At 39.8% G+C, this 25,688-nt stretch carries 27 protein-coding genes; 11 read left to right on the forward strand and 16 right to left on the reverse strand.

Annotated elements, in window-relative coordinates; genetic code table 11:
* Positions 1-149 precede the first annotated feature (149 nt).
* The 5 genes from V7O62_RS03640 to V7O62_RS03660 are packed head-to-tail and all read right to left on the reverse strand — an operon-like array spanning position 150 to position 4,877.
* A complete protein-coding gene (locus tag V7O62_RS03640; RefSeq protein WP_406657661.1) occupies positions 150-962 on the reverse strand; it encodes an ABC transporter ATP-binding protein in 813 nt (270 codons plus the stop codon).
* Positions 959-2,002, reverse strand: a complete 1,044-nt coding sequence (locus tag V7O62_RS03645; protein WP_406657662.1) for a FecCD family ABC transporter permease — start codon at positions 2,000-2,002, stop codon at positions 959-961. Before V7O62_RS03645 ends, V7O62_RS03640 begins: the two co-directional genes overlap by 4 nt.
* A 2-nt stretch (positions 2,003-2,004) precedes the next feature.
* Positions 2,005-3,315 carry an ABC transporter substrate-binding protein gene (locus tag V7O62_RS03650; RefSeq protein ID WP_406657663.1) on the reverse strand — a complete coding sequence of 437 codons (1,311 nt, stop codon included), beginning with the start codon at positions 3,313-3,315 and terminating at the stop codon, positions 2,005-2,007.
* Positions 3,308-4,006, reverse strand: a complete 699-nt coding sequence (locus V7O62_RS03655) for a hypothetical protein (protein ID WP_406657664.1) — start codon at positions 4,004-4,006, stop codon at positions 3,308-3,310. Before V7O62_RS03655 ends, V7O62_RS03650 begins: the two co-directional genes overlap by 8 nt.
* 34 nt (positions 4,007-4,040) lie before the next feature.
* Complete coding sequence (locus V7O62_RS03660; RefSeq protein WP_406657665.1) at positions 4,041-4,877, reverse strand: class I SAM-dependent methyltransferase; 837 nt, start codon at positions 4,875-4,877, stop codon at positions 4,041-4,043.
* A gap of 590 nt (positions 4,878-5,467) precedes the next feature.
* Between V7O62_RS03660 and V7O62_RS03665 the strand changes: the two genes are divergently transcribed.
* On the forward strand, positions 5,468-6,028 hold the full coding sequence (locus V7O62_RS03665; protein ID WP_406658329.1) for a class I SAM-dependent methyltransferase: 561 nt from the start codon (positions 5,468-5,470) through the stop codon (positions 6,026-6,028).
* 572 nt (positions 6,029-6,600) lie between these two features.
* Here V7O62_RS03665 and V7O62_RS03670 read toward each other — a convergent pair.
* From V7O62_RS03670 to fpoB, 3 genes are all read right to left on the reverse strand, one after another.
* Positions 6,601-7,962 (reverse strand): MATE family efflux transporter, encoded by a 1,362-nt coding sequence (locus V7O62_RS03670; RefSeq protein WP_406657666.1) that lies wholly within the window; start codon positions 7,960-7,962, stop codon positions 6,601-6,603.
* 17 nt (positions 7,963-7,979) lie between these two features.
* A complete protein-coding gene (locus tag V7O62_RS03675) occupies positions 7,980-8,474 on the reverse strand; it encodes a MarR family winged helix-turn-helix transcriptional regulator (protein ID WP_406657667.1) in 495 nt (164 codons plus the stop codon).
* 176 nt (positions 8,475-8,650) lie between these two features.
* On the reverse strand, positions 8,651-9,199 hold the full coding sequence (gene fpoB, locus V7O62_RS03680) for a F(420)H(2) dehydrogenase subunit B (protein ID WP_406657668.1): 549 nt from the start codon (positions 9,197-9,199) through the stop codon (positions 8,651-8,653).
* 308 nt (positions 9,200-9,507) lie between these two features.
* Between fpoB and V7O62_RS03685 the strand changes: the two genes are divergently transcribed.
* From V7O62_RS03685 to V7O62_RS03705, 5 genes are all read left to right on the forward strand, one after another.
* Positions 9,508-10,365, forward strand: a complete 858-nt coding sequence (locus tag V7O62_RS03685; RefSeq protein WP_406657669.1) for a class I SAM-dependent methyltransferase — start codon at positions 9,508-9,510, stop codon at positions 10,363-10,365.
* 204 nt (positions 10,366-10,569) lie between these two features.
* Positions 10,570-10,875, forward strand: a complete 306-nt coding sequence (locus V7O62_RS03690; RefSeq protein WP_406657670.1) for a hypothetical protein — start codon at positions 10,570-10,572, stop codon at positions 10,873-10,875.
* A 159-nt stretch (positions 10,876-11,034) separates the two neighbouring features.
* Positions 11,035-11,214, forward strand: a complete 180-nt coding sequence (locus tag V7O62_RS03695; protein WP_406657671.1) for a helix-turn-helix domain-containing protein — start codon at positions 11,035-11,037, stop codon at positions 11,212-11,214.
* Positions 11,215-11,618: 404 nt separating this feature from the next.
* Positions 11,619-12,254, forward strand: coding sequence for a hypothetical protein (locus tag V7O62_RS03700; RefSeq protein WP_406657672.1), 636 nt, complete (start codon positions 11,619-11,621; stop codon positions 12,252-12,254).
* Positions 12,255-12,518: 264 nt separating this feature from the next.
* Complete coding sequence (locus V7O62_RS03705; protein WP_406657673.1) at positions 12,519-14,306, forward strand: thiamine pyrophosphate-binding protein; 1,788 nt, start codon at positions 12,519-12,521, stop codon at positions 14,304-14,306.
* Positions 14,307-14,317: 11 nt separating this feature from the next.
* Here V7O62_RS03705 and V7O62_RS03710 read toward each other — a convergent pair whose 3' ends face one another.
* The 3 genes from V7O62_RS03710 to V7O62_RS03720 are packed head-to-tail and all read right to left on the reverse strand — an operon-like array spanning position 14,318 to position 17,937.
* Positions 14,318-15,412, reverse strand: coding sequence for a (Fe-S)-binding protein (locus V7O62_RS03710; RefSeq protein WP_406657674.1), 1,095 nt, complete (start codon positions 15,410-15,412; stop codon positions 14,318-14,320).
* Positions 15,413-15,447: 35 nt separating this feature from the next.
* Positions 15,448-16,437, reverse strand: coding sequence for a YbgA family protein (locus V7O62_RS03715; RefSeq protein WP_406658330.1), 990 nt, complete (start codon positions 16,435-16,437; stop codon positions 15,448-15,450).
* Between the two features lie 54 nt (positions 16,438-16,491).
* Positions 16,492-17,937, reverse strand: a complete 1,446-nt coding sequence (locus tag V7O62_RS03720; RefSeq protein ID WP_406657675.1) for an aminoacyl-histidine dipeptidase — start codon at positions 17,935-17,937, stop codon at positions 16,492-16,494.
* Between the two features lie 138 nt (positions 17,938-18,075).
* Here V7O62_RS03720 and V7O62_RS03725 point away from each other — a divergent pair, with 138 nt between their 5' ends.
* The 4 genes from V7O62_RS03725 to V7O62_RS03740 all read left to right on the forward strand — a co-directional run bounded on the left by V7O62_RS03725 (position 18,076) and on the right by V7O62_RS03740 (position 21,826).
* Positions 18,076-18,603 carry an O-acetyl-ADP-ribose deacetylase gene (locus V7O62_RS03725; protein WP_406657676.1) on the forward strand — a complete coding sequence of 176 codons (528 nt, stop codon included), beginning with the start codon at positions 18,076-18,078 and terminating at the stop codon, positions 18,601-18,603.
* A 393-nt stretch (positions 18,604-18,996) separates the two neighbouring features.
* Positions 18,997-19,704, forward strand: coding sequence for a type 1 glutamine amidotransferase (locus tag V7O62_RS03730; RefSeq protein WP_406657677.1), 708 nt, complete (start codon positions 18,997-18,999; stop codon positions 19,702-19,704).
* A 293-nt stretch (positions 19,705-19,997) separates the two neighbouring features.
* A complete protein-coding gene (locus V7O62_RS03735) occupies positions 19,998-21,245 on the forward strand; it encodes a PGF-pre-PGF domain-containing protein (RefSeq protein WP_406657678.1) in 1,248 nt (415 codons plus the stop codon).
* A 92-nt stretch (positions 21,246-21,337) separates the two neighbouring features.
* On the forward strand, positions 21,338-21,826 hold the full coding sequence (locus V7O62_RS03740) for a metallophosphoesterase (RefSeq protein ID WP_406657679.1): 489 nt from the start codon (positions 21,338-21,340) through the stop codon (positions 21,824-21,826).
* A gap of 2 nt (positions 21,827-21,828) precedes the next feature.
* Here V7O62_RS03740 and V7O62_RS03745 read toward each other — a convergent pair whose 3' ends face one another.
* The 5 genes from V7O62_RS03745 to V7O62_RS03765 are packed head-to-tail and all read right to left on the reverse strand — an operon-like array spanning position 21,829 to position 24,452.
* Entirely contained in the window at positions 21,829-22,203 is a 375-nt protein-coding gene (locus V7O62_RS03745) for a putative zinc-binding protein (protein WP_406657680.1), read from the reverse strand.
* Positions 22,204-22,215: 12 nt separating this feature from the next.
* The gene (locus tag V7O62_RS03750) at positions 22,216-22,446 is read right to left on the reverse strand and encodes a thioredoxin family protein (RefSeq protein WP_406657681.1); all 231 of its coding nucleotides are present in this window, start codon (positions 22,444-22,446) and stop codon (positions 22,216-22,218) included.
* A gap of 20 nt (positions 22,447-22,466) precedes the next feature.
* Positions 22,467-22,688, reverse strand: coding sequence for a 4Fe-4S binding protein (locus V7O62_RS03755; protein WP_406657682.1), 222 nt, complete (start codon positions 22,686-22,688; stop codon positions 22,467-22,469).
* A gap of 11 nt (positions 22,689-22,699) precedes the next feature.
* The gene (locus V7O62_RS03760; RefSeq protein WP_406657683.1) at positions 22,700-23,389 is read right to left on the reverse strand and encodes a metallophosphoesterase family protein; all 690 of its coding nucleotides are present in this window, start codon (positions 23,387-23,389) and stop codon (positions 22,700-22,702) included.
* 13 nt (positions 23,390-23,402) lie between these two features.
* Positions 23,403-24,452, reverse strand: a complete 1,050-nt coding sequence (locus V7O62_RS03765) for a permease (protein ID WP_406657684.1) — start codon at positions 24,450-24,452, stop codon at positions 23,403-23,405.
* A gap of 91 nt (positions 24,453-24,543) precedes the next feature.
* On the opposite strand from V7O62_RS03765, the gene V7O62_RS03770 reads away from it, so the two are divergent.
* Entirely contained in the window at positions 24,544-25,413 is an 870-nt protein-coding gene (locus V7O62_RS03770) for a class I SAM-dependent methyltransferase (protein WP_406657685.1), read from the forward strand.
* Positions 25,414-25,688: the final 275 nt, after the last annotated feature.

Here is a 25,688-nt window from a genome sequence, read left to right on the forward strand (position 1 = left end):
TTGAGATTCCCCTACAAGCTTAATTGATGCAAGTTTAGACAGCAGATAGACTTCTGTTGTAGTTATGGTCCTCATAGGCTTAGGCAATCGGATTTACAATCCCAGTTTTAGCATATACAGAATTTTTTCAATCAACTACTCTCCGGTAATCACTCAATAAATAAATTAGAATTTGAGTTTGAACTAAAATATCTATTTGTAATAGAATTAAGAGGCTTAATCCATGGAATTCCATCATTATCAATGGAAACATGAGCATTTATTCCATATACATCCCTTATTGTTTCCTGAGTTAAAACTGAAGAAGGAGAGCCAGTTGCATAGATTTCACCTTTTGTCATAACTACTATATTATCAGCATATCTAGCAGCCAGGTTAAGATCATGTAAGGCAATGATAGTAGTAGTTCCTCTTTCCATCGTTATTTTCTTTATTAATTCAAAGAACTCTAATTGATGTTGCAGGTCTAAACCATTAGTAGGCTCATCCAATAGCAGAAGCTTTGGATCTCTGATTAATGATTGTGTAATAAAAACCATTTGCTTCTGTCCACCACTTAGCTTATTAATGTTTTTCAGAGCTAGATCCTCAATTCCCATATACTTCATCACGTTTGAAACCACTTCAATATCTTCCTGACCAACTTTCCAGGATAAAGAATGAACCAATCCTAAAAGAAGAGTTTCAAATACAGTCAAAGAAGCATTGGTTTCTGATTCCTGTGGGAGGTAACTTCTAATGTTAACCAAGTCTTTTCTGCTCATGTCCTCAACATTTGTTCCATCAATCAAGATGATTCCTTTCGGATCTAGCGTCCCAGCTATACATTTCAGAAGAGTAGACTTGCCTGCTGCGTTTGGTCCTATCAGTGCTGTAATCCTTGAATCAATTTTAAAATTGATATCATCAAAAATAGGATGGGAATTATAGCTGAAAGTAAGATCATTTGTTTCCAACTTCAAAGTGAGTAGCCCCTTTTCATTAGAATTAAGGATAAAAAGAAAGGAACTCCAATGATAGAAGTGGCAATTCCTATAGGAAAAACTCCTTTTTCACATATTATTTTACTACCAATCGAAGCTAGAGACAGGAACAATGAGCCTAAAAGCGCTGACAAAGGCACAAAATACCTCTGGTCTTCACCCACAAGAATCCGAGCTATATGAGGTGGAACAAGACCAACAAAACCTATCATGCCAACAAAAGACACTGCAGATGCCGTGAGTATAGAGACATAAAGAAGCACTTTCAATCGTAATTTTTCAACGTTTATCCCTAAACTTTTAGCTTTTTCATCACCTAACTTTAATGCTGTGAGCTTCCAAAAATCAATGGCAAGTAGAGGAAGAGCAATTAATAGAATTGTCAAGCAAACCGATACTGTTCCCCATGAAGATTTTTCAAGACTTCCAAACAACCAGAAAACAATTTTTTGCAATTGTTCATCCGTAGATGTATACTGTAATAAAGAGATTAGTGCCTGGAATAAAAAAAGTAGTGCAATTCCAGCGAGAACTATAACTTCTTTGCTTGCAGTTTTTCTTTTAGCAACCAAAAATATTGTCATAAATGCAATTAATGAAAGAATGAAAGCAGATGTAGATACAAATACATTGCTACCTAAAACAATCGAATTAAATCCGAAAACCAAAGCTAAAGCAGCTCCAAAACCTGCTGCCGCCGATATTCCAAGCGTATATGGACTAGCCAATGGATTATCAAGAATGGTTTGTACTTCTGCACCAGCTACAGAAAGTGATGCACCAATAAGAATTGCCATCAAAGCTTTAGGTAATCGAAAATCCCATACAATAACATTCGCTGTTGGATTGTTGATATTTGGTGAGATTATTGTTGTAAAAACATCATTAACTGAAAGTGATGCTGATCCGACTGAGATATCTATCAAGAATGCTAAAAACACCATTATAGCAAAAAAAATAAAATAGAGATACTTTTGCTTTACTATAGCACCATATATCTCTTTATCCGATAAAACCATCTTCATGCCTCAACGACATCTAAAATCCACACGCCATTGTAATCAATGGGTAAGAAACGATCGTGGAATTCTATTAGATTTGCTTCAGGATTCATATCCGCAAATTCCTCCGGATACATCCACTTAGCAAATGCCTGCATTCCAACGTAGTTATATATGTGGTAGCTTATACCGTGGTGTATTGCATGTACATCATTATTTTCTACTGCCGTAAGTGTATCCCACCCTGGACGAGTGCAAAAACCCTGAAGAAGCGCCAGGGAATTCTCTTGGTTTGTTGAATATCCAAGTACCATAGAATCTTCACTTTCCGGCCAATACTGTCCAGCTATGACTATTAGATCAGGATTTTCAGCCAGTAAGTATTCTGGATCAATTGGTGTCATGGTCTCGACACCTTCGGCAACATTCGTACCTTCGAGGGTGGTAATCATTGGTCCCCAATTTGAGTTATCAAATGTCATCCCATATTGGGACGGGCCATATGATCCAAATTCCACATAAACCTTCTTTGATGTTACGTTTTCTGTATCCATATTGTTCAAGACAGAATAAACATGATCCATCTGTTCTCCATAAAAATCAGAAATACTTTCTGCCCTTTGTTCTCTGTCTAATACCTGTCCCATTAACAGTATGCTTTCTTGAGTGTTTTCCAAGGGATTTTTCCAGAAGTCCACAATAAGAACAGGTATACCTGCATTTTCCAGACGCTCAATGTCTTCTTGTGCCATCATACTCAACATTAATGGCATTATAACTACATCAGGTTCAAGAGCAACAATCGCTTCTGTGTCAAATGTATTTTTGTACAGACAGCCAATTTTGGGAATTTCCTCTATTTCAGGATACTTCTTTAAATATTCCTCATATGTATCTATATCATTTACTTCAAGCTCTGTTCCCCAGCCAACTATTTTATCTGTAAAGTTCTCTCCTTCCAAGGCAGCAAATTCCTGTATGTAAAGGGCATGGCCTAAAACAACTTTTTCAATTCTGGTAGGAACAGTAACTTCCCTATCTGAAATATCGGTTACTGTTATTGTAAAATGCTTACGTGCAGTTTCTCTCAATTTATCTTTTTCAAGACATTCCACATCTTCTCCTACATAAACAGATTTCATATAGAAAATGATTGCATCTGAAAGTTCTTCTCTTGAAATACTGTGGTCATTATTTAAGTCTCCTGGAATTGCTGCACTAGCTGTGCTTATGCTCAAAACCATCAATAAGCACGATAAAATAACTACATGAATTTTTTCTTTTAGACGTATATCCATTAAAACACCTACTATTGTTTCTTTTTCAGTCATTTCTTCGTAAGTATGCTGCAAAGCCAATGATCAAAACCAAAGTTAGAATTGTCAGGAAAGGTGCGTTTTGCACTTCAGTTTCTTCAGATTGTGTTTCTTGAGCAATCTCGTCTTCAGGGGAGCGTTGCACAACAGTATCTTTCGTTTTTGAAACTACCTCTTCAGATGCTTCTATATTGACCGTTGAATTTTCCTCGATTATTTCAGTTTGCTCATCAGAAGTCTCAGTTATTAAAGCGGAACTGATTCCGCTACTGCTACCTTTGGAGGAAGAAGTACTGGATGATTTTGATTTAACATTTACAGTTGTGTCTTCAATTGCTCCCTCTGTTTTAGCCAGTGGATCATACCATATTCCTGTAAATTTTCCACTTCCCGACGAAGGAGCTTCCACTCTATAAACTATCTGCGTCTCTTCGACTAGTGAAAATATAATTTGTTGTTGAGATTGATTAGTCTGAGTTTCTGGATGATCTGTACTTGTGTAGGAAAACCCTTCGGGAATATTTTCAACTATGCCAATAACATCAGTTCCCGATACACTAAGTGTGACAATAAACTCCGAACTTTCAGTGGGATTTGTCGTTGAAAGTGTTCGTATAACTTGTATTTCTTCTGCAATAGCTGTTGAACTTAAAAGTATTGCAATTATCAAAGAGAACAATACCATTTTTCCAAAGTTTAGTTTCATTTTAAATTCTCCATATGATTAGAAAAAATACCAACTATTTTTGCCACCATATCTCCATATGATTAGTTTGAGTCTCGAGAAACAGCGAATCATTATCTTTTCTAAGAATTTTTTCTAAATAATCGCGAAGTATTTCTTCCTGAGAAGAACTGTTTATTTTGTACATTGGAAGGCAATATTCAACGGCTTCGTCCAAACATGAAAATTTGTTCACGTAGTCTAATTTGGATACTTTTACATTGGGGTATATTCCCATCTGATAGAGGACATTATATAGAGTATTGGATTTTGGCATGGGATGATATTCTTCATTATGAAGAGTATGCCAAATTGCAGGCGAATATATGTCCCATAGATTCTTTCCTGCAACCCAGAAAAGATATACGTGATTTGAAGAAGCTGAAATCATTTTCATGATTGCACTTTTCATATCAGTCATCCCTAATGAATAGGAAGCAAAAACGACATCATATTGACATTCTAAATCAGTTTCAATATCCACATCTTCCCAACGTTTGTTGATGCACTTGATGTTTTGTACATCGTATTTGTTGATATTATCTTTCAGAATACCAATCATTTCTTTAGAAGGTTCTACAGATGTCACATGAGCTGCTTTTTTAGCTATTTGGAGTGATAATAGTCCTGGACCTGAACCAATATCAAGCACTTTGGATTCAGAAGTAATTGGTAAACTATTAATTGTTCTTTCAATTCGTTTGCTATCATTCTGCTTCGTGATTTCATAGAATTGCCTGGCGTTTAATCGTTTTCTCCAAAGAGAAGCATAATCTTCATTGGGATTTGAACCTATGTTTTTCAACATCTCATTTTTCCAAACTTTGTTCCAATCTATTGTACTGGCATCCATTATTTTTCCTCCAGTTTTATTTTATTCCAATTGGAATTTTTATTACAATCTTCAGCTGAGGTCTCAAATTTGGAAATGTCTTAATCATATATATTCGTTTTTAATTTGTTTATTATTATTAGCTTAAATGCTAATATTAAGTTTGAATCAAGTGCATATTTTATAAGAATATTTCAAAAAAGTGCCATATGATCATATAAACATTAGTTTTATAACTAATAATAAAAAACAAAATGCAGTTTTTACTCATATCAATAAATAAGTATAATGCTGCATGCATAATATATGAATAAATAAAATATGAGAATACAGGAAAACATGTGAATAAATTGCATGTATTAATCGATTATGTATTAAATGGTCATTTTTATATCAAAGATGAGTATTCACTTTGCAAAACACAAATAAATTAGTTCGAAATCTAACAGCAATCAGAGAGAATTGGAGATGGTCAAATTAAAAAAAGCAAAAAAAAAGACAATCTGATAAATATCGAAGAATATCTTACTAACGTTGATCAGATATATGAAGATAAAATAAAGAAAATTATACCCAATCATTCTTTTTTCTTTAGAACAATAATAGATTTCATTCCAGAAGATAATAAAAAGTTATTCGAGCTGGGATGTGGAACTGGTTTTTTTACAGAGTTTGTACTGAATACACGTCCGAATTTAGAGATCACATCAATGGACAAGTCTCCATGGATGCTTGAAATAGTTAGAAATAAATCTGAATTAGAAGGTGTAAAACTGATACTTGGTAATGTTTTTGAAACTTGGCCAAGTGAAAACTATGATGTAATATTAACAGCTCTTAATTTACACCATTTTAACAACACAGACAAATTCAATCTTATCAAAATGATTCATGGTTCCTTAAATAAAGGAGGATTATTCATAACAGCAGATGTATTCAAGCCAGATACTGAATTTGAAGAAATGACATACAGAAACATGTGGTTTGATTCAATGATTGAAGCTGGATTTAGTGAAGAAAATGCAAAGAGTATGATTGAAATGAGAAAATCAGCTTATGATTCGATAGATACATTGGAAGGCTATAAAAGAAAACTAATTGATGCTGGTTTCAGGAATATCTGTTGCCCATATGTAAATTATATTTATGGCATATTTGTTGCATACAAGTGAATTACTCTACAGGTTCCACTATCGGTCAAAAATTGAATATATCCACAAGAAGAAACTAGCTTTAACAGAACAAGCAAAGCAGATCTATAAAAGAAACCTATTCAACACAAGTAAATGGTTAAATCATGAAGTACTAGCATGTTTAGTTACAGTCATCTCACAATCTTTCTTCGCTCGTTAAACCTTATTAAAATAATGCGCACTTCCTACATTTATAGAGAAGATGTCGACATGAAATCTGTTCAAAATTTTTAAACCAACAATTTCAACATAATTTTCTTCATATTCCCTTCTACCAATGCATTGAGTGCATCATCACAATCCATCATAGAGTTCTCTCTTTGGAACTTCACAGAAGAAGTTTCACAATTCACAACACATTAGCTTTCAGTATTTCGTGATCTTCGGATTATACAGCGAGTTGAAACTATCCGATATTGAAGAGAGGTGTCAGCAGGACTCCTGACAAAAATGATCACATGATATTGATATAGGCACCAAGACCGTGTATCAAGAGTTCTATGAGAGGATTTACACATCCCTACTTCAAAAACATCTGCTGGACTACCCTGTTAATCTGGAACTTGAATTACCTTCACATTTTTTGCAGACAAGGATTTCCAGTAAATCAATCCTGAAAGGATCGCAATAAAAAACTCCACAGATGGTATTACCAGCCAGATCCCCACCCCTCCGAATATTTTTGGAATTACCAATGCGGCAGGAATCAGAAGAACAAAGGCTTTCAGGGATGTTAAGATCAAGGATGATCTGCGATCTTCGGTGGACTGGAAATATTTTAATAGCGCCATGTTTATTGCTGAAAATATGTAGCCAACAGAATAGATTTTCAATGCAGTGCTTGTCAATGAAACAAGCTCTGATTCTGCGGATACATTTACATAGAGGCTGACCATCTGCTCGCTGAATATTGCAATGATGGCAATTATGACAATACTAAGTACAGTTGTTGTTTTCAATGAATACTTTACAATATCATGTATTCTGTTATGTTTTCCATGGCCATAGTTATAGCTTATCAGAGGCTGGTTGGTTTGTGCAATTCCGACAAAAAACATTGCCGACAGCATTGAAGCAGCTCCAACTATTGCAAAAGCAGCTACTCCGGTAGTTCCGTAATATTTAGTGGCCAGAATGTTCATAGTGGCAATGAAAATTGATAATGAAATGGTTTCAATGAATAGGGGAATTGCATTGTGAACTATCCTTGTAATGATCTGCAAATTGAAATTTGGCAACACAAAACGCAAATGCCCCTGTTTTCGGGTAAAATGAATTAATAATACTGCTGCCCCTGTAAATTGAGATAATCCTGTGGCTACTGCTGCTCCGAAGAGCCCCCAGTGAAGTACAAAGACAAAAAATGCATCAAGAGGTATGTTCAGTATACTTCCGCCAAGAGTGCTTAGTAGTGCAAGATTGGGGTTACCGTCATTCCTTACGGCATTTGATAGTGTAATCTGCAAACTGAAGATGAGAATGAAATACAGGATGACTGACAGATATGTCTGCACCATTCCATGTACCTCTTCGGTAGCTCCTATCGCATAGGATATGTCTTCAATAAAAAACAACCCTGCTACTGTGAAGAGGACTGCAATTACGCCAGTTGTGACAAAAACCACTGAAAAAACATTGCTGGCATCCTTGTATTTCTTCTGGGCCAGCATGATGGAAATGATTATTGATGCTCCCAGGGAAAGTGCCAGGATAACTGCATTTATTCCCATTATCAATGGCACACATAAATTTACAGCAGCCAGAGCGGTACTGCCCACTCCTCTGGCAACAATGATACCATCAGCCACAAAATAGACTGCCATTATTAGCATTGAAGCTATTGAGGGAATAGCATATTTCCAGAAAATTGTTGAGATCTTATCGTTTCCAAGATCCATCTTTTTGGCGTCCATATCGATAAGTCCCTTTTTTATGATGTTTCCGACCTTTTGCTACGGTAATTCAATGGGAATTCTTTCTTTTTCTTATCATCGTTATCGTATGCTGCTTCGTAACTGTTCTGTGCTATCTTTCGAAGTAGCATTCTTGCCTGTTTTTTCTCTTCCTCTGTCAATCCTGCCAAAGAAGTATCTTCCAGTTCCAACTCAATTTTGACAACTTTCGGGATGAGCTGTTCCCCTGCTTCCGTAAGATAAAGCTGCACAGCCCGGCGGTTACTTTCATCGGTGACACGTTTGACAAAGCCTTTATCTTCAAGGACATTTACTGCACGGGCAACACTTCCCTTATCTATGAGAAGTAACCAGGCAATTTTATCCTGTGTCAACCCCTGCTCATACGAAAGCACCATAAGTACGAAGAACTGGCCTGCAGAAAGACCAAGTTCTTTCATTTTGTTGTTTATTCTCACAAAATTACTTCGATAGGTTATTCCGATGAATGCTCCGAAAGGTATGTCTTCCATGTGTTGCACCTTTATGTTGCACAGTTGTAAGGACAACTGTTGTCCAGACAAGATAAATAATTGACTGAGTATTTAAAAATATTGTTTGTAGATTTTTTGGTATCTGCCCTGCGTATTATTTTGCCTGCAATATCATTAATTGATTGTACCTTTCTTTAGAAGCAAAATCAATTAAGCTACCAATGACCACTACCTTTGTCCTTCTTTGCCTCGATTTTTTTCTGTAGTTCAATAAAACCCTGGATAAAGGCTTCGGGCCTTGGAGGACATCCGGGAACAAAGACATCTATAGGGAATATTTCATCCATGTTCTGATGAGTGCTGTAGGATTCGTAGAAAGGACCACCACTTATAGAACAGTCCCCGATGGCCATCACCCATTTTGGCGCAGGCATCTGGTCCCATATCCTTTTCAGGGCAGGGAGATACTTCTTAGTCACATATCCACTGATGATTAGCAAGTCCGCGTGTCTTGGGGAATTACGCGGAATAATACCGAAACGATCAGTGTCGTAGTGAGCAACACCTACGGCAATCAATTCAACACCGCAACAACCCATTGGATTTACTACGAACCACAATGAATTTTTACGGCCCCAGTTGATGACATCCTGAATTTTTGTCTTTTTCAGAAACTCCGCAATGACATTTGAATTAGTGAGTGCTACACCAGGTACATCATCATAACCTATCTGTTCAACATTAGCTTGATCTGTTTCATCCATTTAAGATCTCCTTCCTGATTATTACGAATGGAATATGACTGTCCGAAGGGTATGTCGTCAATATTTGCTCCTTCCTAATTTAGTTGTCATAACAACTGTTGTCATGACAACATTAATGCGAAAGCAGGTATTTAAGGGTATTGTCAGGAGTGAGAAATTGCTAATCGCTATCGAAACCTTTTAATCCAAAGCATTACTTTATGCACTCTGATGAATAACAACTAAGCATTCTGTTCTATTGAAGTTGTTAGCGGTTAATCGAAGATTTGGAGTCCCGGGATTGTTATCTATCAAAGGAGGGCTCATTTATGAATTTAACAGATATTATTGAGTTTACACAGAAACCACAGCTATACGCTGAAGGAAATGCAATTATGTGGACAGATGCCCACATTTCAAAACAGTTGTTGAACATTCACCTTAACCCCGATATCGACCTTGCAAGCAGGAAAAGATCAAGTATTGAAATAACTGTTGACTGGATACTTAATTCGGTCAACATGGAGAAGATGAACATACTCGATCTCGGATGCGGACCGGGGCTTTATTGTGAGATGATGGCAGAAAAAGGACATAGGATCACAGGTGTCGATTTCTCAAAGAACTCCATTGAGTATGCCAGAAAACAAGCCTCAAAGAAAGGTCTGGATATCGAGTATGTGAACCAGAACTACCTCGAGCTCAACGAGGAGAACAAGTACGACCTTGCAATGATGGTGTTTGCAGATTTCGGTGTACTGAAGCCACACGAAAGAGAAGTACTTATCAGGAACGTCCACAGGGCTTTGAAGCCAGGCGGAATCTTCATCTTTGATGTTCTGAGCGACAAAGATATCGAAATAAAAGTTGCTGCAAAGACATGGGAGATTGAAGAGAGCGGCTTCTGGAAGGACAGGCCATACATGGTGCTTTCGGATTCATTCCTGTACCCGGATGAGAAAGTGATACTGTACCAGCATATTGTAATGGATAAATCAGAAAACTTCGATGTCTATCGCTTCTGGACACATTTCTTTTCGTCCGGTGATCTGAAGCCCATGCTGGAGCCGGAAGGCTTTGGGGACATCGAATGCTTTGATGACGTGTTGCCTGATATTGATATGTGGAACGGGGAGAATGTGTTGTTCTGCAGGACGAGGAAAGCTGTTGGAGAAATGGATGCTTGAGGGCATCTATTTCTTATTTTTGTAGTATATCCACAATAAAGGAGGGGTTTGGAGCTAATTAGACAAACTCTCATTAAATAGTAGTAGTTTGTAGGAAAATATATATTTCAAAACATTTCAAATCAATATGCATTAATAAAAAATTAACTATTGTTGATTAATGATCCTTGGTTAATCACACTAATAAAAGTAGAGGCAAAAAAGATGCTTGAAGCAAAAATCTCTGTCGAGCAGGCAAAATGTTCTATAGCCCGCGTAACACAAGGTAATGATCTTGAACTGGAGATTCTCTCTCATATGCCATATTCCGAGTCAAGGGATCTTTTCCTTGTCAGGGAAAAAAAGCGTACGAGTAAAACCCCGTTATACCTTGAGCAACTGAAAGAGGATGAATCAACCGAATTTTTCGAACTTCTTCAGGCTTCACCGGATCAAACATTGTTTCTTATTGCAATGAGAATTAAAACCCCAGTCAAATTATTTGAAGAAGCAGGCTGCTTCATTATATAGCCCACCCTAATCAAAAATGGAAAGTCACATTGCACAATAATTGCACCAGATTTAAATCATCTAAGTAAAGTTTATTCCAATCTAAAGGAAATAGGAAAATGGTCGATTGATGAAGTGCGTAATCTGGATAAGGAAGAATTAAAAGATAATTTGACAAATATGCAGAGAAAAGTTCTGATTACCGCACAGGCAATGGGTTATTTCGACATTCGACACAGGGTTTCGATCGAAGATATAGGAAAAGCTTTAGCAATATCCAAGTCAACTGCTCATCATCATCTAAAGGAAGCAAACAGAAAACTTGTAGAAAAATACATTGATGAAACTAAAACGCAATGATTTGTTGAAGCTGGTAACCTAATAATGACTTGATGAAGAGGGGAAGAATAGGTTCCGTTGGAACTAATTCTATCCTGGATGCGATATACGTTTTTTTAAAAAAATAGATGAGGCTGTCGGGGAAATAGATGCTTAGAGTCTCTATTTTACATTTTTTGCTAAAGATAAAACCAAAAAAAAGATTACTTTTGATTAATAGATACAATCTTCGAAGAATTAACATTCGAATTTTGGAACCTTACAGAAAAATACTGAAACAGATAAAATCCATAAATGCTTATTGGAGTCCAGTCTTCTGTTCAGAGCTGCAAGGTTACAAATCTGGTTACTAAATGTTGAGGAAGCAAATTAATCATATGAAAATATCTTTATATTAGCGAGTAAATTAATTTCGCTGGTTGTTTATGGAAATTGAAATATTCAGAGAAGATGAAGTCTTTTCTGACAATAAAGTCAGATTCGGTATAAGGCTAACAAACAATGAAGATATAATAGCCACTGACGTTCAGGTAATTTTGGATTATAGTGAATCACTCTTCGAATTGGAGGGTAACAATGTCCTGAAATTAGGTAGTGCACCTCCTGCCACTTTACGGACTGTAAAGTTTATTCTCAAATCATTGGGATGCGTACATAAGGAGTCCATTAAAGCAACTATAACATACAATGACCATAAGTGGGAAAAACATGTGATTCCGATAAATGTCATACAGTATTCAAGCATAGAAGGGACTAGCCTGCAATCCATCAATACAAGCAAAAATAATAACAACAAATATAGCTTCCAAAGCATTTTCCAAATTGGCTCTCTTCTTAGTTATGCACTGGGAATATTAATTATACTTGGAGCATTTGTTGAGCCTGACGAAGGAATTGGAGTTACTCTTCTATTTTTGGTTACAGGTATTGCCATACTACCAATCACCACAGATCTGATTGGCAGTCATTTCAAATATGAATTCTCTGCTTGGAGAAAACTTTCATTTGTATCAACTGTTTTCTTTCTAACTTTTCTACTTATGATTATCCTAGACATTTGAGGTAAATTATTTTATCGAGAGAAAGTAAAATAATCGTATTTAAAGCAAGCAATAACCCTTAAATATCACCTCCCCCAATTCTCAGATAATGTCTAACCCTACCACAACTCACACCGTACCCAATGTACCTGTGTCCGTAGTAGTGGTAGTGCTAAACGCTTGAGCTAACAAAAGAAACTTTTCTGGCTCAAGTGCGCGTATTTTCTGGTTAATTACTGAATAGTGTATCCTGTGCCGGGATCGTTTCTTTCATGGAGAATCAAAATGGAAGAAATGAATGGAGCAGAAGTCTTAGTTAAATGTCTGGAAGACCTCGGGGTCAAACAAATTTTCGGTTATACCGGAGCTGCAATACTGCCGGTTTTCCATGCACTTGAGAAGAGTGACATCGATATAATCATCAACTCTAATGAGCAGTCGGCGGCTTTCAGTGCGGCCGGTTATTCCAGGTCGAGCAATGAGGTCGGTGTTGCTATAGTCACATCCGGACCTGCAATTACCAACACCCTCACAAGTGTTGCAGATGCCTATGGAGACAGCATTCCCCTGCTTGTTTTTGCAGGGCAGGTCCCCGAGCATAAGATAGGTACCGACTCCTTCCAGCACATCAATGTCAAGGGTATCTTTGGAGAGGCTGCCAAGAAGGTTATTCAGGTTTCAAATGATGATGACCTCGAGTCGATGATCAAGGACGCATACTACTTTGCTAAGTCGGGAAAGCCCGGACCTGTTGTCATAGATATTCCTCTGGATAAACAGCAGAAGATGCACGAATACCAGGACATCAACATCATGCGTTTTGAGGAAAGCTACCACGATGACAGGCACCTTTGTGAAGAACAATGCGAGGAGTTCTTTGAGTTGTTCCTGAACTCAAAGCGACCACTGCTGTATCTCGGAGGCGGTCTGAACTCAGAAGCAGGTAGCCAGGCTATCAGGGAGTTTAATGAGTATTTCCGGATACCATCTGTCAATACCCTCATGGCAAAGGGTGTTATTGACGGACGGGACGAGCTCAACCTTGGCATGCTCGGGATGTTCGGCACACCATATGCCAACATGCTCATACAGGAGAACGATTTCTTCTTCGCTATCGGCGTCCGCTGGGATGACAGGGTTGCGGAAAAGGTCGGGTTTGCTATCGGCATCGACATAGCCTACATCGATATCAATCCCGAGAAGATGCACCAGATCAAGATCGAGCGTGGCCCGAAATTCACGTTCATCGGGGATGCTGCCACAGCTATCCGGGACCTTCTGGACTACGCCAGGAAACACGATATCAAACTGGATATTCAGGAATGGCAGGATCGTGCAAGATTCCTGAAGAATTCCTGGCCCCTTGATTATAACAGGAAGTCCGAGCAGATTCAATCCGCCGGGATAATGGCGCTTCTTGCAGACTGCATTGACGAAAACACCATGATAACAACAGGTGTCGGCAATCATCAGATGCTTGCAGCCCAGTACCTTACCATGCAGAAAGTAAAGTCCTTCATGACATCAGGTTCCTTCGGAACGATGGGTTTCTCCATGCCAACGGCTATCGGCGTTCACTATGCTAACCCGGATGCAAAAATCATCGCAATCGACGGGGACGGTAGTCTCAGGATGAATCTTGGAGAACTGCATACCATCGCTTCACTGAATATACCCGTCAAAATACTCCTGCTAAATAACAGGAGCGACGGCATGGTCCAGAATCTGCAGGATGCTGCTTATGAGGGAATCAGAACCGGGACACAAAGACAAAAAGATGTTCACTTCGCAGAAATTGCAAAATCATTTGGTTTCGAGTACGCAAAGAGAATAACCGAAAAGAACAGCCTGAAGGATGAACTTGAGGTCTTCCTAGATGCTGAAGGGCCGTGTTTCATGGAAATCTGCACAGACAGGGAGGAAACCCTCTATCCCAAGGTTCCGGCAGGAGGAGCGTACAAAGACATGGTCCTCGGACCATACATAAAGCAGATACCTTCCACTGATCAGGAATATATCAGGGATACTGACTGTGTCACTTGTACGGAAGAGAAATCAAAGCTCGTGGAATGAGGAGCCTTTCCTCATTTCCCGAGCACACTTTCAGCCAGAAGCACGGAGATGTCTTTCATTTCCATAGTTTCATCCTTTGACTTGGAAACGCCTCCCATATGATGCATACAGAAGGGACAGTACGAAACCATCATATCCGCCTTATCCTTGTAATCACTAATCGACAGCATGGCAATATCGGTTGCTATATCCGGGAAGTTTGGTTTAAGGCCGGCCGGTCCTCCGCAGCAGACCTGCCTGCCATCGAAGAGCTCCTTTACCTCCACACCCATGCTAGCCAGAATACCGCGTGGAACATCCTTTGACTCTCTCATGGGGCATGCATCCCTGACTGAAACAGTATAATCCAGCTTCTCTGGTTTTAGTGTGCCATCAGCGATCATGTCCTTGAAGATGTTGAGAGAATGCTCAACCTCAAAATTCAATTCCCTGTAAAGTTTCGGATACTCACGACCCAGGACCAGATAGCAACCAGGACATGAAGTAATAACTTTACTGATTCCCAGGGATTCAATATAATCAACAAAGTTTTTTGCATGCTCGGCCGCCTGTTCGAAATGGCCGTTGTCTATGAGGAAAAGCCCACAGCATTTCTCTTCCTTCATTATCATCGGCTTGATACCTGCATGGTTAAGAAGCCTTATTGTTGCCCTAGCTATATCGGGCTGGCTGTGTGCCACCCAGCAACCTGCCATGTAGGCGATATCAGAGTTTTCAGCAATTTCAAGATCATCGGTAACCCAGTCAAACCTCTTTGCAGGGTCCATACTGCCGGGACTATTCCGGTAAAGGATGTTCTCGGATATCATTGTAGTCTTTTCAGGCTCCTTTCCCTGTTCTGCCAGCAATTGCCTCTCGTACTGGATGATATCCGTTATGGGAATATCCATAGGACATACGTCATCACAGGCACCGCAACGTGTGGAAAGGTAGATGTTATCAAACTCATCCTGTGACAGTTTCCCACCTGCAACAATCTTTGCAAGACTCTCAATTTTACCTTGGGGCGTGAAACGATTGCCTTCTGTCACCACATTGGCCGGGCATACATCCCAGCATTTCTTACAATCAATACACGAACTTATTTCTTCCTGAAAACGATGCATCTGATCACCTGATTTATTTGCCCGAAAAAGGACTATCAGTGATCACTCCAGTAATCCTTATCCCTTTTTCCATCACATGGCATCCGAAGAATATCCGGATAAGGATACAGGAAGGTATAATTTTTAACATTTTCAGCATCGTAGTGAAGCACCAGGAGCCGAAGAACTTCCTGTAGTGCGTCCTCATCTATCCTTTTTTCAATGTAATTTCGAAGCAAGTTCTCAAAGAACTGCTTTTCACCGGACGGCATGGACTCGTTAAATGGAGAAACTATCTTTCTTGCGACGACAACCCCGGATTCAAGGTCTCCGGGTTTTTGCATAAGGTCTTTGAGCAATGTCTCATAGGCTTCAACAGTTTTTTCTAAACCTCTGGTGCTGACTTGTTCCAATAATTCACACATTTTCCCGTAAACGCTATCGTCATAGAAAGAAAAAAGGAAGTAGTTCTTTCTGTTAAATACCTCAAGCTCTTTCTGGGAAAGTGATCTTTTTACGCACCTGAAATCTGCAAACGTGTACAATTGTGTCAGAAAATGATTACGTATCCTGTAATTACGCAGCCTGTCATCCTCCTCCATAGGATGACCGGCATACCTTGCAATGATCTTCTTTGCAAAGAATCCTGCACCTCTTTCGACCACAGGTGCCATACTAGTGCCAGAATAGACTTTAATATTCCTGATCCCGATAGTAGGAGAACCTGACTTGAAGATAAAGCCATCTACATCATCCAGACGATCCATGAAATTGTCCGTAAAATCGTCCATTTCCGTTGTGACATCCCTTCCTGTCTTTGGCTGGACAAGACGATAGTTGTCATCTTCCTTTACTATCCTGATGGGTTCACGGGGAACGCCGAGGCCTATTCCGACCTCTGGACATACCTTTATGAAATCGACCATTGGCTCCAGATCCCTGACAACTTGTGAATGAATAAGCTGCCCGTTATAACGCACATTCTCGAATTCAAGGCATTTGCTTACAAGTACTATCGGTCTTGGAAAATTCTGGATACCCTGCATTGTCCCCACAGGGAATATGTTGTTCAGGTATTTGCCTTGTTCGAAGCAATGATTTCAAGAAAAAGAAGCCAAAAGCGCTGTCAGGAACTTCCAGACTTTCAAAACCGAGGGCACATGCAATCTTTCAGCTGGAGAATGCGGGTTCTTGATAGTCGGCCCAAAGGATATCATATCCATTTCCTGAAACTTCGAGCCTATTACGGCGCATTCAAGCCCTGCGTGTATTACCTCGATGCTGGCTTCTTCTCCGAAAGTATCCCTGTAAACACCCTTGCATCGCTGCAAAAGAGGAGAATCAAGATCCGGCTGCCAGGCAGGATATCCGCCATTATGAAGAACATTTGCACCTGAAGAAGCTGAAATAGCTTCTATTTCTTTTGTTATTTCAGCAAGTCCCGAATCAGTAGAACTACGCTGGCTGGAAAGTATCACAAGATCATTGTCCTCCATTTTAATAGTTGCAAGATTGTTTGATGTCTCCACAAGGCCTGGAACATCTTCCGACATCATGGCAACACCATGAGGCAACTGTACCAGAAGACTGACTATCCTTTCTGAGAGGTCTTTATTAATTGAAAAGATTTCATCCTTGCATGTCTGTTCTGTCAGCCCTATGGACAAAACCGGATCATTTTCACTGTACTCCAGCCTTGCATCCTTTTCAATATCCCGAGTGAGAGACAAAATGTTTTCATGATCATCAGGAGAAACTGCAATCGTGGCTTCTGCCTGGCGTGGGATAGCATTATGGGCCGAACCACCATCCATATGGATGAGATACAGGTCAAAATTCAAAATCAGAGTGTCAAGAACCATTGCCAGTATTTTATTGGCATTAGCTCTTTTTTCATGTATATCCACACCTGAATGCCCACCTGCCAACCCATCAACCGCCAGTTTGCATACGATATAATCCTCAGGGACAGGTGTGAATTTCAGGGATATGCTAATGATAGTGTTCATTCCACCGGCGCAGCCGATAACAAAAACACCTTCATCTTCTGAATCAACATTAAACAATATTTTCCCGGAAATGAAATCCGGCATCAGTTCGTTGGCGCCAGTAAGACCTGTTTCCTCATCGACTGTAAAGAGCAACTCAAGAGGAGGATGAGGTAATTCTTTATCCTTTGCAATTACCAGTGCCATAGCAAGAGCAATCCCGTTATCCGCTCCCAGGGTTGTCCCCCTGGCTCTTAGCCAGTCACCTTCGATGTACTGCTCGATGGAATCATTTTCAAAATCATGAAGAGAATCAGGGTTCTTCTCACAGACCATATCCATGTGACCCTGTATTACTATCGCAGGTGATTTTTCGTATCCTTCTGATGCAGGCACGCTGATGAGTATATTATTCACACTGTCGAACTTGAAATTGAAATCATTGTCCAGGGACCATTCTTTCAGCCAGTTTGCAATCCTTTCCTCATGCCCCGAACATCTGGGAACACTGTTTATCTCCTTCAAGACATCAAGTATCTCCTGCGTGACTTCATCCATGCTCTCTCTTCCTTTTATTTTTCTATATAGTAGGACTTTAACCGACTTTAAAGGTTTCTTAGAACACAGTCACAAGCAAAGGATATATTTGGCTAAGAGCTACATATAAACAGAAAATAGCTTCAGGAATGTGAACCAGTGAGTATCAGTAGCCTTGTCAGTGTAATCGAAGGAGATATCGTTGAACAGGAAGTTGATGCAATTGTCAATGCAGCGAATAACTCCCTTCTTGGTGGAGGAGGAGTTGACGGTGCAATACATCTGGCGGCAGGTCCCCAGCTTCTTGAAGAATGCAAAACCCTCGGAGGATGCCCGACAGGTGAAGCACGGATAACCCGGGGCTATTGGCTGCCTGCAAAATGGGTGATACATACTGTGGGGCCGGTATGGCAGGGAGGAAATGTTGAAGAAGACCTATTGCTTGCGAGTTCATACCGGAATTCCCTTGAGCTTGCAGTCAGGCACAATATAAAAAGCATAGCCTTTCCGGGAATCAGTATCGGAGCCTATGGATTTCCTGCTGACAGGGCCTCTGTTATCGCTGCCAGCACCATAAAAGAGTTCCTTCTAAATGATAATCTGTTGACAGATATCAGACTTGTTTGCTTCAATGAGCACGCCTATTCTAATTATTCCAGTGCAGTGAGCAATGTTTTCAATGACTGATATCTTGGAATTTGCTGAATTAAATTGTACTGTTTTTGAGCCTATATCATTATAATGAGAAATACTTGATTTATCAAAGTGCAATAAGTATATATAGTAGAACAGTAATGAAGATAGATTGCACATGAAATGCACAGAACATGTGTATCCATATTATGACGTGGTATTAAATGGTGGTACTTTATTACCCGAGCCGTCAAAAAAAGAACCCTGAGAACCGTGATTCATCAGTTGTGGAGTATGAGTATTAAGTGCTGAGGTGGCAGCATTTTCTCAGGGTTTTCTTTTGGCCAATACTTGCCTGCACAGTTTGTTATTCATCCTCACAGAAAAGTCTTTTTTCTTATGTAATTGCTGATAAAATACTTATGAAAACCTTTTCCTTTAATAAATATGAAAGTACTAATTGTCAAAAATATTTCCAGAGAAGGAGAAGGAATCCTCAAGAAGATTCTGGATGAGAGCAGGATATCATATGATGTTGCTGAACCCGATTCCGGGGAAGATATACCTGATCCACTAAACTATGCTGCAATTTTCGTTTTTGGTGGTCCAGATAGTGCCAATGACATGACTGGAAAAATGACTGACGAACTTCAAAAAGTCAGAGCAGCCATAGATAACGGAATACCATACATGGGGATATGTCTTGGAATGCAGGTCCTGGTTAAGGCATGCGGAGGCAGGATTGAAAAAAGTGATGTCAGGGAAGTTGGCTTTAAAGGGCCTGACGGAGAACACTTTAAAGTCGATATATGTAGAGGAAAAGAAAAAGAAGCTCTTTTTAATGGGCTGGGCAAATCCCTGAAAATATTTCATCTGCATGGTGAAACAGTTGCTCTCACTGATGAAATGGAGTTGCTTGCAACCGGCAAGTTCTGCAGGAACCAGATAGTAAAAGTCGGAGAGAATGCTTACGGAATCCAGGGGCATTTTGAACTGACACCTGAAATGCTCGATATATGGCTTGAAAAGGACCCGGACCTGAACGTACTTAATGCAAATGAACTCAGGAACGATTTCCAGGCAATCTGTGAGGAGTACACAAATAATGCGGAAAACCTATTCAAGAACTTCCTTGGAATAGCAGGAATCATATAAAAATGGAAGGATATTCGCAGAACTAAAATGTGCCGTTAAATCGATACAATTTTTGAGAATAAAGAGTCTACGCATTACAGCAATATGCGAACAAGCCAGATTTTTAAAGAAAGATCATTTGTACATCCATTTAAGCTCTCATGATTCTGAAGAATTAGGGAAGTATTTTAGAATTCAAAAAGAGAAGAAGACATTCAACAATTTTATACATTTGAAGAGAAGAAAGTGGAAGTTAATAATATATAAATAGATTAATTAATATAACATACCCTGTTACATATGAAGGTGTATGGATGCGAGAACACAAAGATAAACTACTTCCCAACAAAATCACACTTCTCATAATTGCCACAGTTTCAATTTGTCTTATATTCGGTTCACAGACAGCATTTGCTCAAACCATTGTAAGCATTACTCCGTCAAGTTCAACCGTGCAGACGAATCAGAATTTCAGTGTATACATAAATGTCAAACCTGATACTTCCTTTGTGGGAGCGCAGCTTGACGTCGATTTCGACAATTCATTGATAGCAGCAAACAATGTCATAGAAGGAGATTTGTTCGGAGGTGAAGAAACCCTGCATATATTCAATAAGGGTACCATCGATAATGAGGGCGGAACAATCAGCGGCCTGTATGCAGCGATACTTGGCGGAACTCAGATAGATGACAATGGTGTTTTCGCAGAAATCGAATTCTCAAGCGGTGACCATACCGGTTACTCAGACCTTGGACTTTCAAATCTAATATTAAGCAACTCAGTAGGAGAAGCCATTGAAGTAAGTGTTGAAGCCGAAGGTATCACTATTATTGAACCCACAGAGGAAATTGTTCCACAAACGGAAAACACTGAGGCAAGTTCAGGTAGCGGAAGCGGAGGTAATTCCGGTGGATCCGAAGATGTAGAAAACATCGACCTGAAAGAAGCAAAAAGTACCTATGTCACCAGTAATTCGGATATTTCTTATCAATTCAATGAACAGGATAACCCCATCAACTCTATTTCGTACCATTCCCTCAAGACCGCCGGGCAGACAACGAGTACTATTGAAGTCCTTAAAGACACCTCTGCCGCTGTTACAGATAACCCTCCGGGAAAAGTTTACTGTCATGTTAATATATGGGTTGGTAAAACAGGCTATGCAACCGAAGCGAATATAGAAGAAGCGGTCATTGGTTTCAGTGTACCGAAGGAATGGCTAACAAGCAATGGATTTGATGCAAGTTCAATTCGTCTGAACCGGTTTAATGAGGATAAATGGAACGAACTGAAAACCAGCATTGTGGAAGAAAATGACGATTTGGTTTTCTTTGAGGCTAAAACACCTGGTTTTTCTCCCTTTGCAATTACAGCATTGGTTTCATCAGAACCTGCCCTCATGGAAGAAGCAGACACTGATGAAAGGACCGAAGATGAGAATCCTGAGAAGCAATTACCGGTTTCTGGAGAAACTGCGGAAGAAACACAGGGACTTGGACAGAATTCTGCATTATTCCTGGCACTGAGTCTGGTTGCAGTTGCCATCCTGAGAAAGAAATAATCCTGCCTTAGGAATTATAATCTTTTTAGTGAAACTTTTTTTCGATCATAATTTATATTCTCATTCACTTTATAGGCATAGAGGGATGTCCAATGATCGGAATTATGTCGGATTCGCACGATAACCTTGAAGCAATAAAAGATGCGGTGAAATTCTTCAATGAAAAAAAGGTTACTACGGTGTTACATGCAGGTGATATCATTTCACCTTTCACATCCAGGGCTTTTAAGGAACTTGATGCGAGACTCTACTTTGTCTTTGGCAACAACGACGGGGACAGAAACCTGCTCAGAAAAAAATTCAACAACATTGGTGCCGAATGTTGTGAAGATTTCGCAGATCTGAACATCGAAGGAAAACACATTGCTCTGCTACATGGAATATATGAATCCCAAGTCAACGCAATAGCTGAATCAGGTCATTTTGATATCGTGGTTCGAGGACACACTCATGTAGCAGGAAGCAAGGAGATAAACAAAACACTTATTGTGAATCCGGGGGAAACCGCCGGAGTGCTTACCGGAAAAAAGACAGTAGCACTCCTTGGTCCCGAAATTGGTGTACAGATAAATGAAATATAAGTTCAGAGAATCGCACGTACTTTTGAAAGGATATCTTTCACCTCTGAAGGATTAATATCCAGATTTTTGTTCTTTTGTATGCCAAGGTCAGTCAGCAGAATATGTTTGTCCATCCGGATACCTGCCTGTTCCATGGTTTCCTTTGCACAGTTAACCGGACAGCCGTCAATTACAACTACTCTCTCACATCCTTCGGCCGATTTCAGAAGACCGGACCTGCGGCCACCAATACCTACCATACACATCATATTGCCAACTCCCATTTTATGCAGTCCTACAGCAACCGCATTGCTTAGTTGACCTACATTTGAATCCCCTGCACAGGGAAATATACCAACACTGTCAGAACCGCAGGAACATTTTACATTCCCAGTCATGAGAAATACCGATTAAGATATCCATTTTTTAACATTATCCAGACTTGGAATCTTGCCAGCTATTTTGACATCACCGTCCACAACGACTCCAGGAGTCAGCATTACACCATAGGAAAGGATAGTATCCATATCTTCCACTTTCACTATTTCTGCGTCAATACCGGCTTCAGTTACTGCCTGTTCAACTATTTCCTTTGTCTTTTTGCACTTTGCACAACCGGAACCTAAAATCTCTATTTTCATATTCATACCTCTATTTAATCTCAGATAAATACCTTGATAGCATCGTAGTCACACGAAGCAACGCAATCCATGCAATATTTGCATGAATTCATGTCCGATGGGAAACACTTGCTATCTTTTAGTTCAAGAATGCTATTCTGGCATGTATCCACACAAAATCCGCATCCTACACATTTTTCTTCATATACTGCGATGAATACCATTAGATCACTTCTATTGACAATATCATCTATTGCCACCATATGCCAGTTTATCAGTATCCTCTCATTAATATAGATATCAATTCTTCTGCGTTAGGCATTCTTTCCCGGATCTTGTTGCAGGTATTTTCAATATCATAGCTACAGCGTATAATTTCAGTATCCCGGGTTTCAGTATTAAATACGGCACAGCTTGCCAGAGGATTCAAATCCCGTGGCTGGCCCACAGAACCCGGATTAATGATCATTATACCATTTACTTCCCTGACCATAGGCTGGTGAGAGTGTCCTGTGAATATAAAATCCGCATCGATTCCTTTAATCATCTCAGCCACTTCATCATCAGGTGTTTCAGGGCGTATGTACTCATAATTTGATTGCGGGCTGCCGTGGGTGAAATAGAGTCTCTGTCCGTTCAGAACTTTCTCAGCCTTAAAGGGAAGCTGACGCAGGAAGGACAGATGATCTTCTGCAAGAAAATTCCAGGTGTACTCTCTCGTTGCTATGGAAAGGTGCTTGTACTTGTAGCCACAACCACAATCTATTCCGGTCCCAACGGCAGCATCGTGGTTTCCAAGCACGGTTTCAATATTATTCTCCCGGATAAGAGCAATACATTCAGAGGGAGAAGGACCGTAATCCGCAATATCACCAAGACAGAAAACTTCATCATGAGGCACTTTTAACACTGCATCAAGGGCCTCTTTGTTAGCATGTATATCAGATATTAATAGTAATCTCATTCGTTATCACAACCTAGATGCCACTAAAGTAATAGGTAGCAAATATCATCCCCGAGAACGCTGCTACTATCACTACCAATGATATGTATGCCATACCTTTTTTCATACCCATTATCCGGCTTATCACAATCATATTCGGAAGGCTCAGGGCAGGACCTGCAAGAAGCATTGAAAGTGCCGGACCTTCACCCATTCCAAGCTGGGTAAGAGCACTGATTATAGGCACCTCTGTCAGGGTAGAGAAATACATAAGGGCAGCAGATACCGAGGCTATGATGTAAGAGCCTGCATCAGCTCCACCCACATATTCTACAACATATTCATCAGGAATGATTTCCACAATTATTCCTGCAAAGAATACACCAACCAGAAGCAGGGGAGTTATCATTTTTACAAGGAACCATGTCTCACTCATCCAGCTCTTTCTTTCTTCTGCAGTGAACAATTTAAAGGAGACATATACAGTAATTAGTATCAAAGGAATCTCAACAATAACCTTGGCTGTCCATGTTGTCAGGATCTCTGGAGCTACGAGAATTGCAAGCAGTAGTACAAAAAGCCATGCACTGTGAGCATGCTTTTCTTCGCCGAATGTTTTTATGGCTTTTCTTTCCCCGTTGTTCCGCTCAAATATCAACGCCATGGTGAGCCCTATTACTACAGAAAGGGTAATAGCTGCAACAGCCCTTGAGACTCCAAGGTCATAGCCCAGAATCTTAGCTGTGTACACTATTGCAAGAATGTTTATTGCAGGAGCTGAGAACAGGAATGTTGTGGCCGGACCGATACCCGCACCTCTCTTGAAGATACCTGCAAACAAGGGCAGTACCGTACAACTGCAAACCGCAAGAAGACAGCCTGAAACTGCTGCAACAGTATAGGAAATATACTTTGGTGCATCTGCACCGAAGAACCTAAGAACCGACTCTTTCGAGAACAACGATGCTATGGCACCTGCAAGAAAAAAGGCCGGCACCAGACATAAAAGCACATGCAGAGCTAGATACTCCTGTAACGATGCAATACCAACGGATATAAGATGCGTTATATAGGGATCCATCATTTCAAATAATGTTGAAACTGTATATATAGGTTGTGGCTTCAAATATTTTTGAAATACAAACGATTTTATCCTCAAAAGCAAATTAGGAAGCATGTCGTTCAAACCAATCGGAAAAGTGGTCAACTTTGCAGATGAAGAGACAATGGAAATACTTGCATTGTGGAAAGAATCTGTCAGTGAAGTCGAACTGAGTAAACATACTCATGCATCAGCATACGTATTTGAGGAATATACTCATTATATTGTGGTCCATGATTCCCTTAATATGGAGTTCCCACAAAAAAGAGACGAGTGGAACAAAAGGTTCTGCAGGGAAGGTGGAGTTTCTGTTGTCAAACTCATAAAACACGACAACAACAAGTTGTATTTCAAAGGCCTGCTTGCAACAAACAATTCTTCTGTCTACTCCATATTGCCCTACACAGAATTTGATCACCCGGAAGCAACCTACCCGTCCCAAGAGATGGAAAAACTCAAAAAGACCGTCTTTGACGCAGTTATACCGCTTGTAAAAGGAAAGGATGTACTGGATGTCGGATGCGGGCTTGGGGCTGCAACCCTGGAGATTGCCCGGCAACATGCTTCAGCAAATGTACTTGGAATAGATCTGCTGGAAGGAATGATACGACAGTGCAATTCAAACGCTGATATTTACGATATCAGTAATGCAAAATTTGAAGCAGCAAGCGTTTATAGTCTCCCTTATGAAAACAGGAAGTTCGACACTGTGACATGTTTCTTCATGCTGCATCATCTGGATAATATTCCAAAGGCTCTTGGAGAGATAAAAAGAGTACTTGCAAATGAGGGAAGGGTGCTTGCAGCCGAACCTTTAAACCATCATCATGGAACAAAGAGAGAAGGAAACGATTGGATTAAACTATTTGAGAATGCAGGATTCTCTGCGGTTTTCAGGAACATCAGCAAGTCTGCTTTTATAGAAGCAACAGTAAAAAAGTGATGATTATAGGGAGGAATCGGGTGCTTCTGCACCCGACCATATAGAGCCTGCTTGCATGTTCAATGCAAAGAGGTAAATTGAAAATATTCAGATATAAGTGAAAGTACATTCGTGTTACAAAATATACTTTCCATAACACTATTTCTACTATATGTTGATTCGATAAAAAACTTTTGGACATTATTGCATCCCATGAATGTAATACTATGTGCTAGCCGAAATCGAAAGTTTAAAATATGCTTCGTGCTAACGAATAGCATTAAAATTTCAAGGGA

Origin of the sequence: Methanolobus sp. ZRKC2, from assembly GCF_045291185.1 — an archaeon.
Lineage (GTDB): Archaea > Halobacteriota > Methanosarcinia > Methanosarcinales > Methanosarcinaceae > Methanolobus.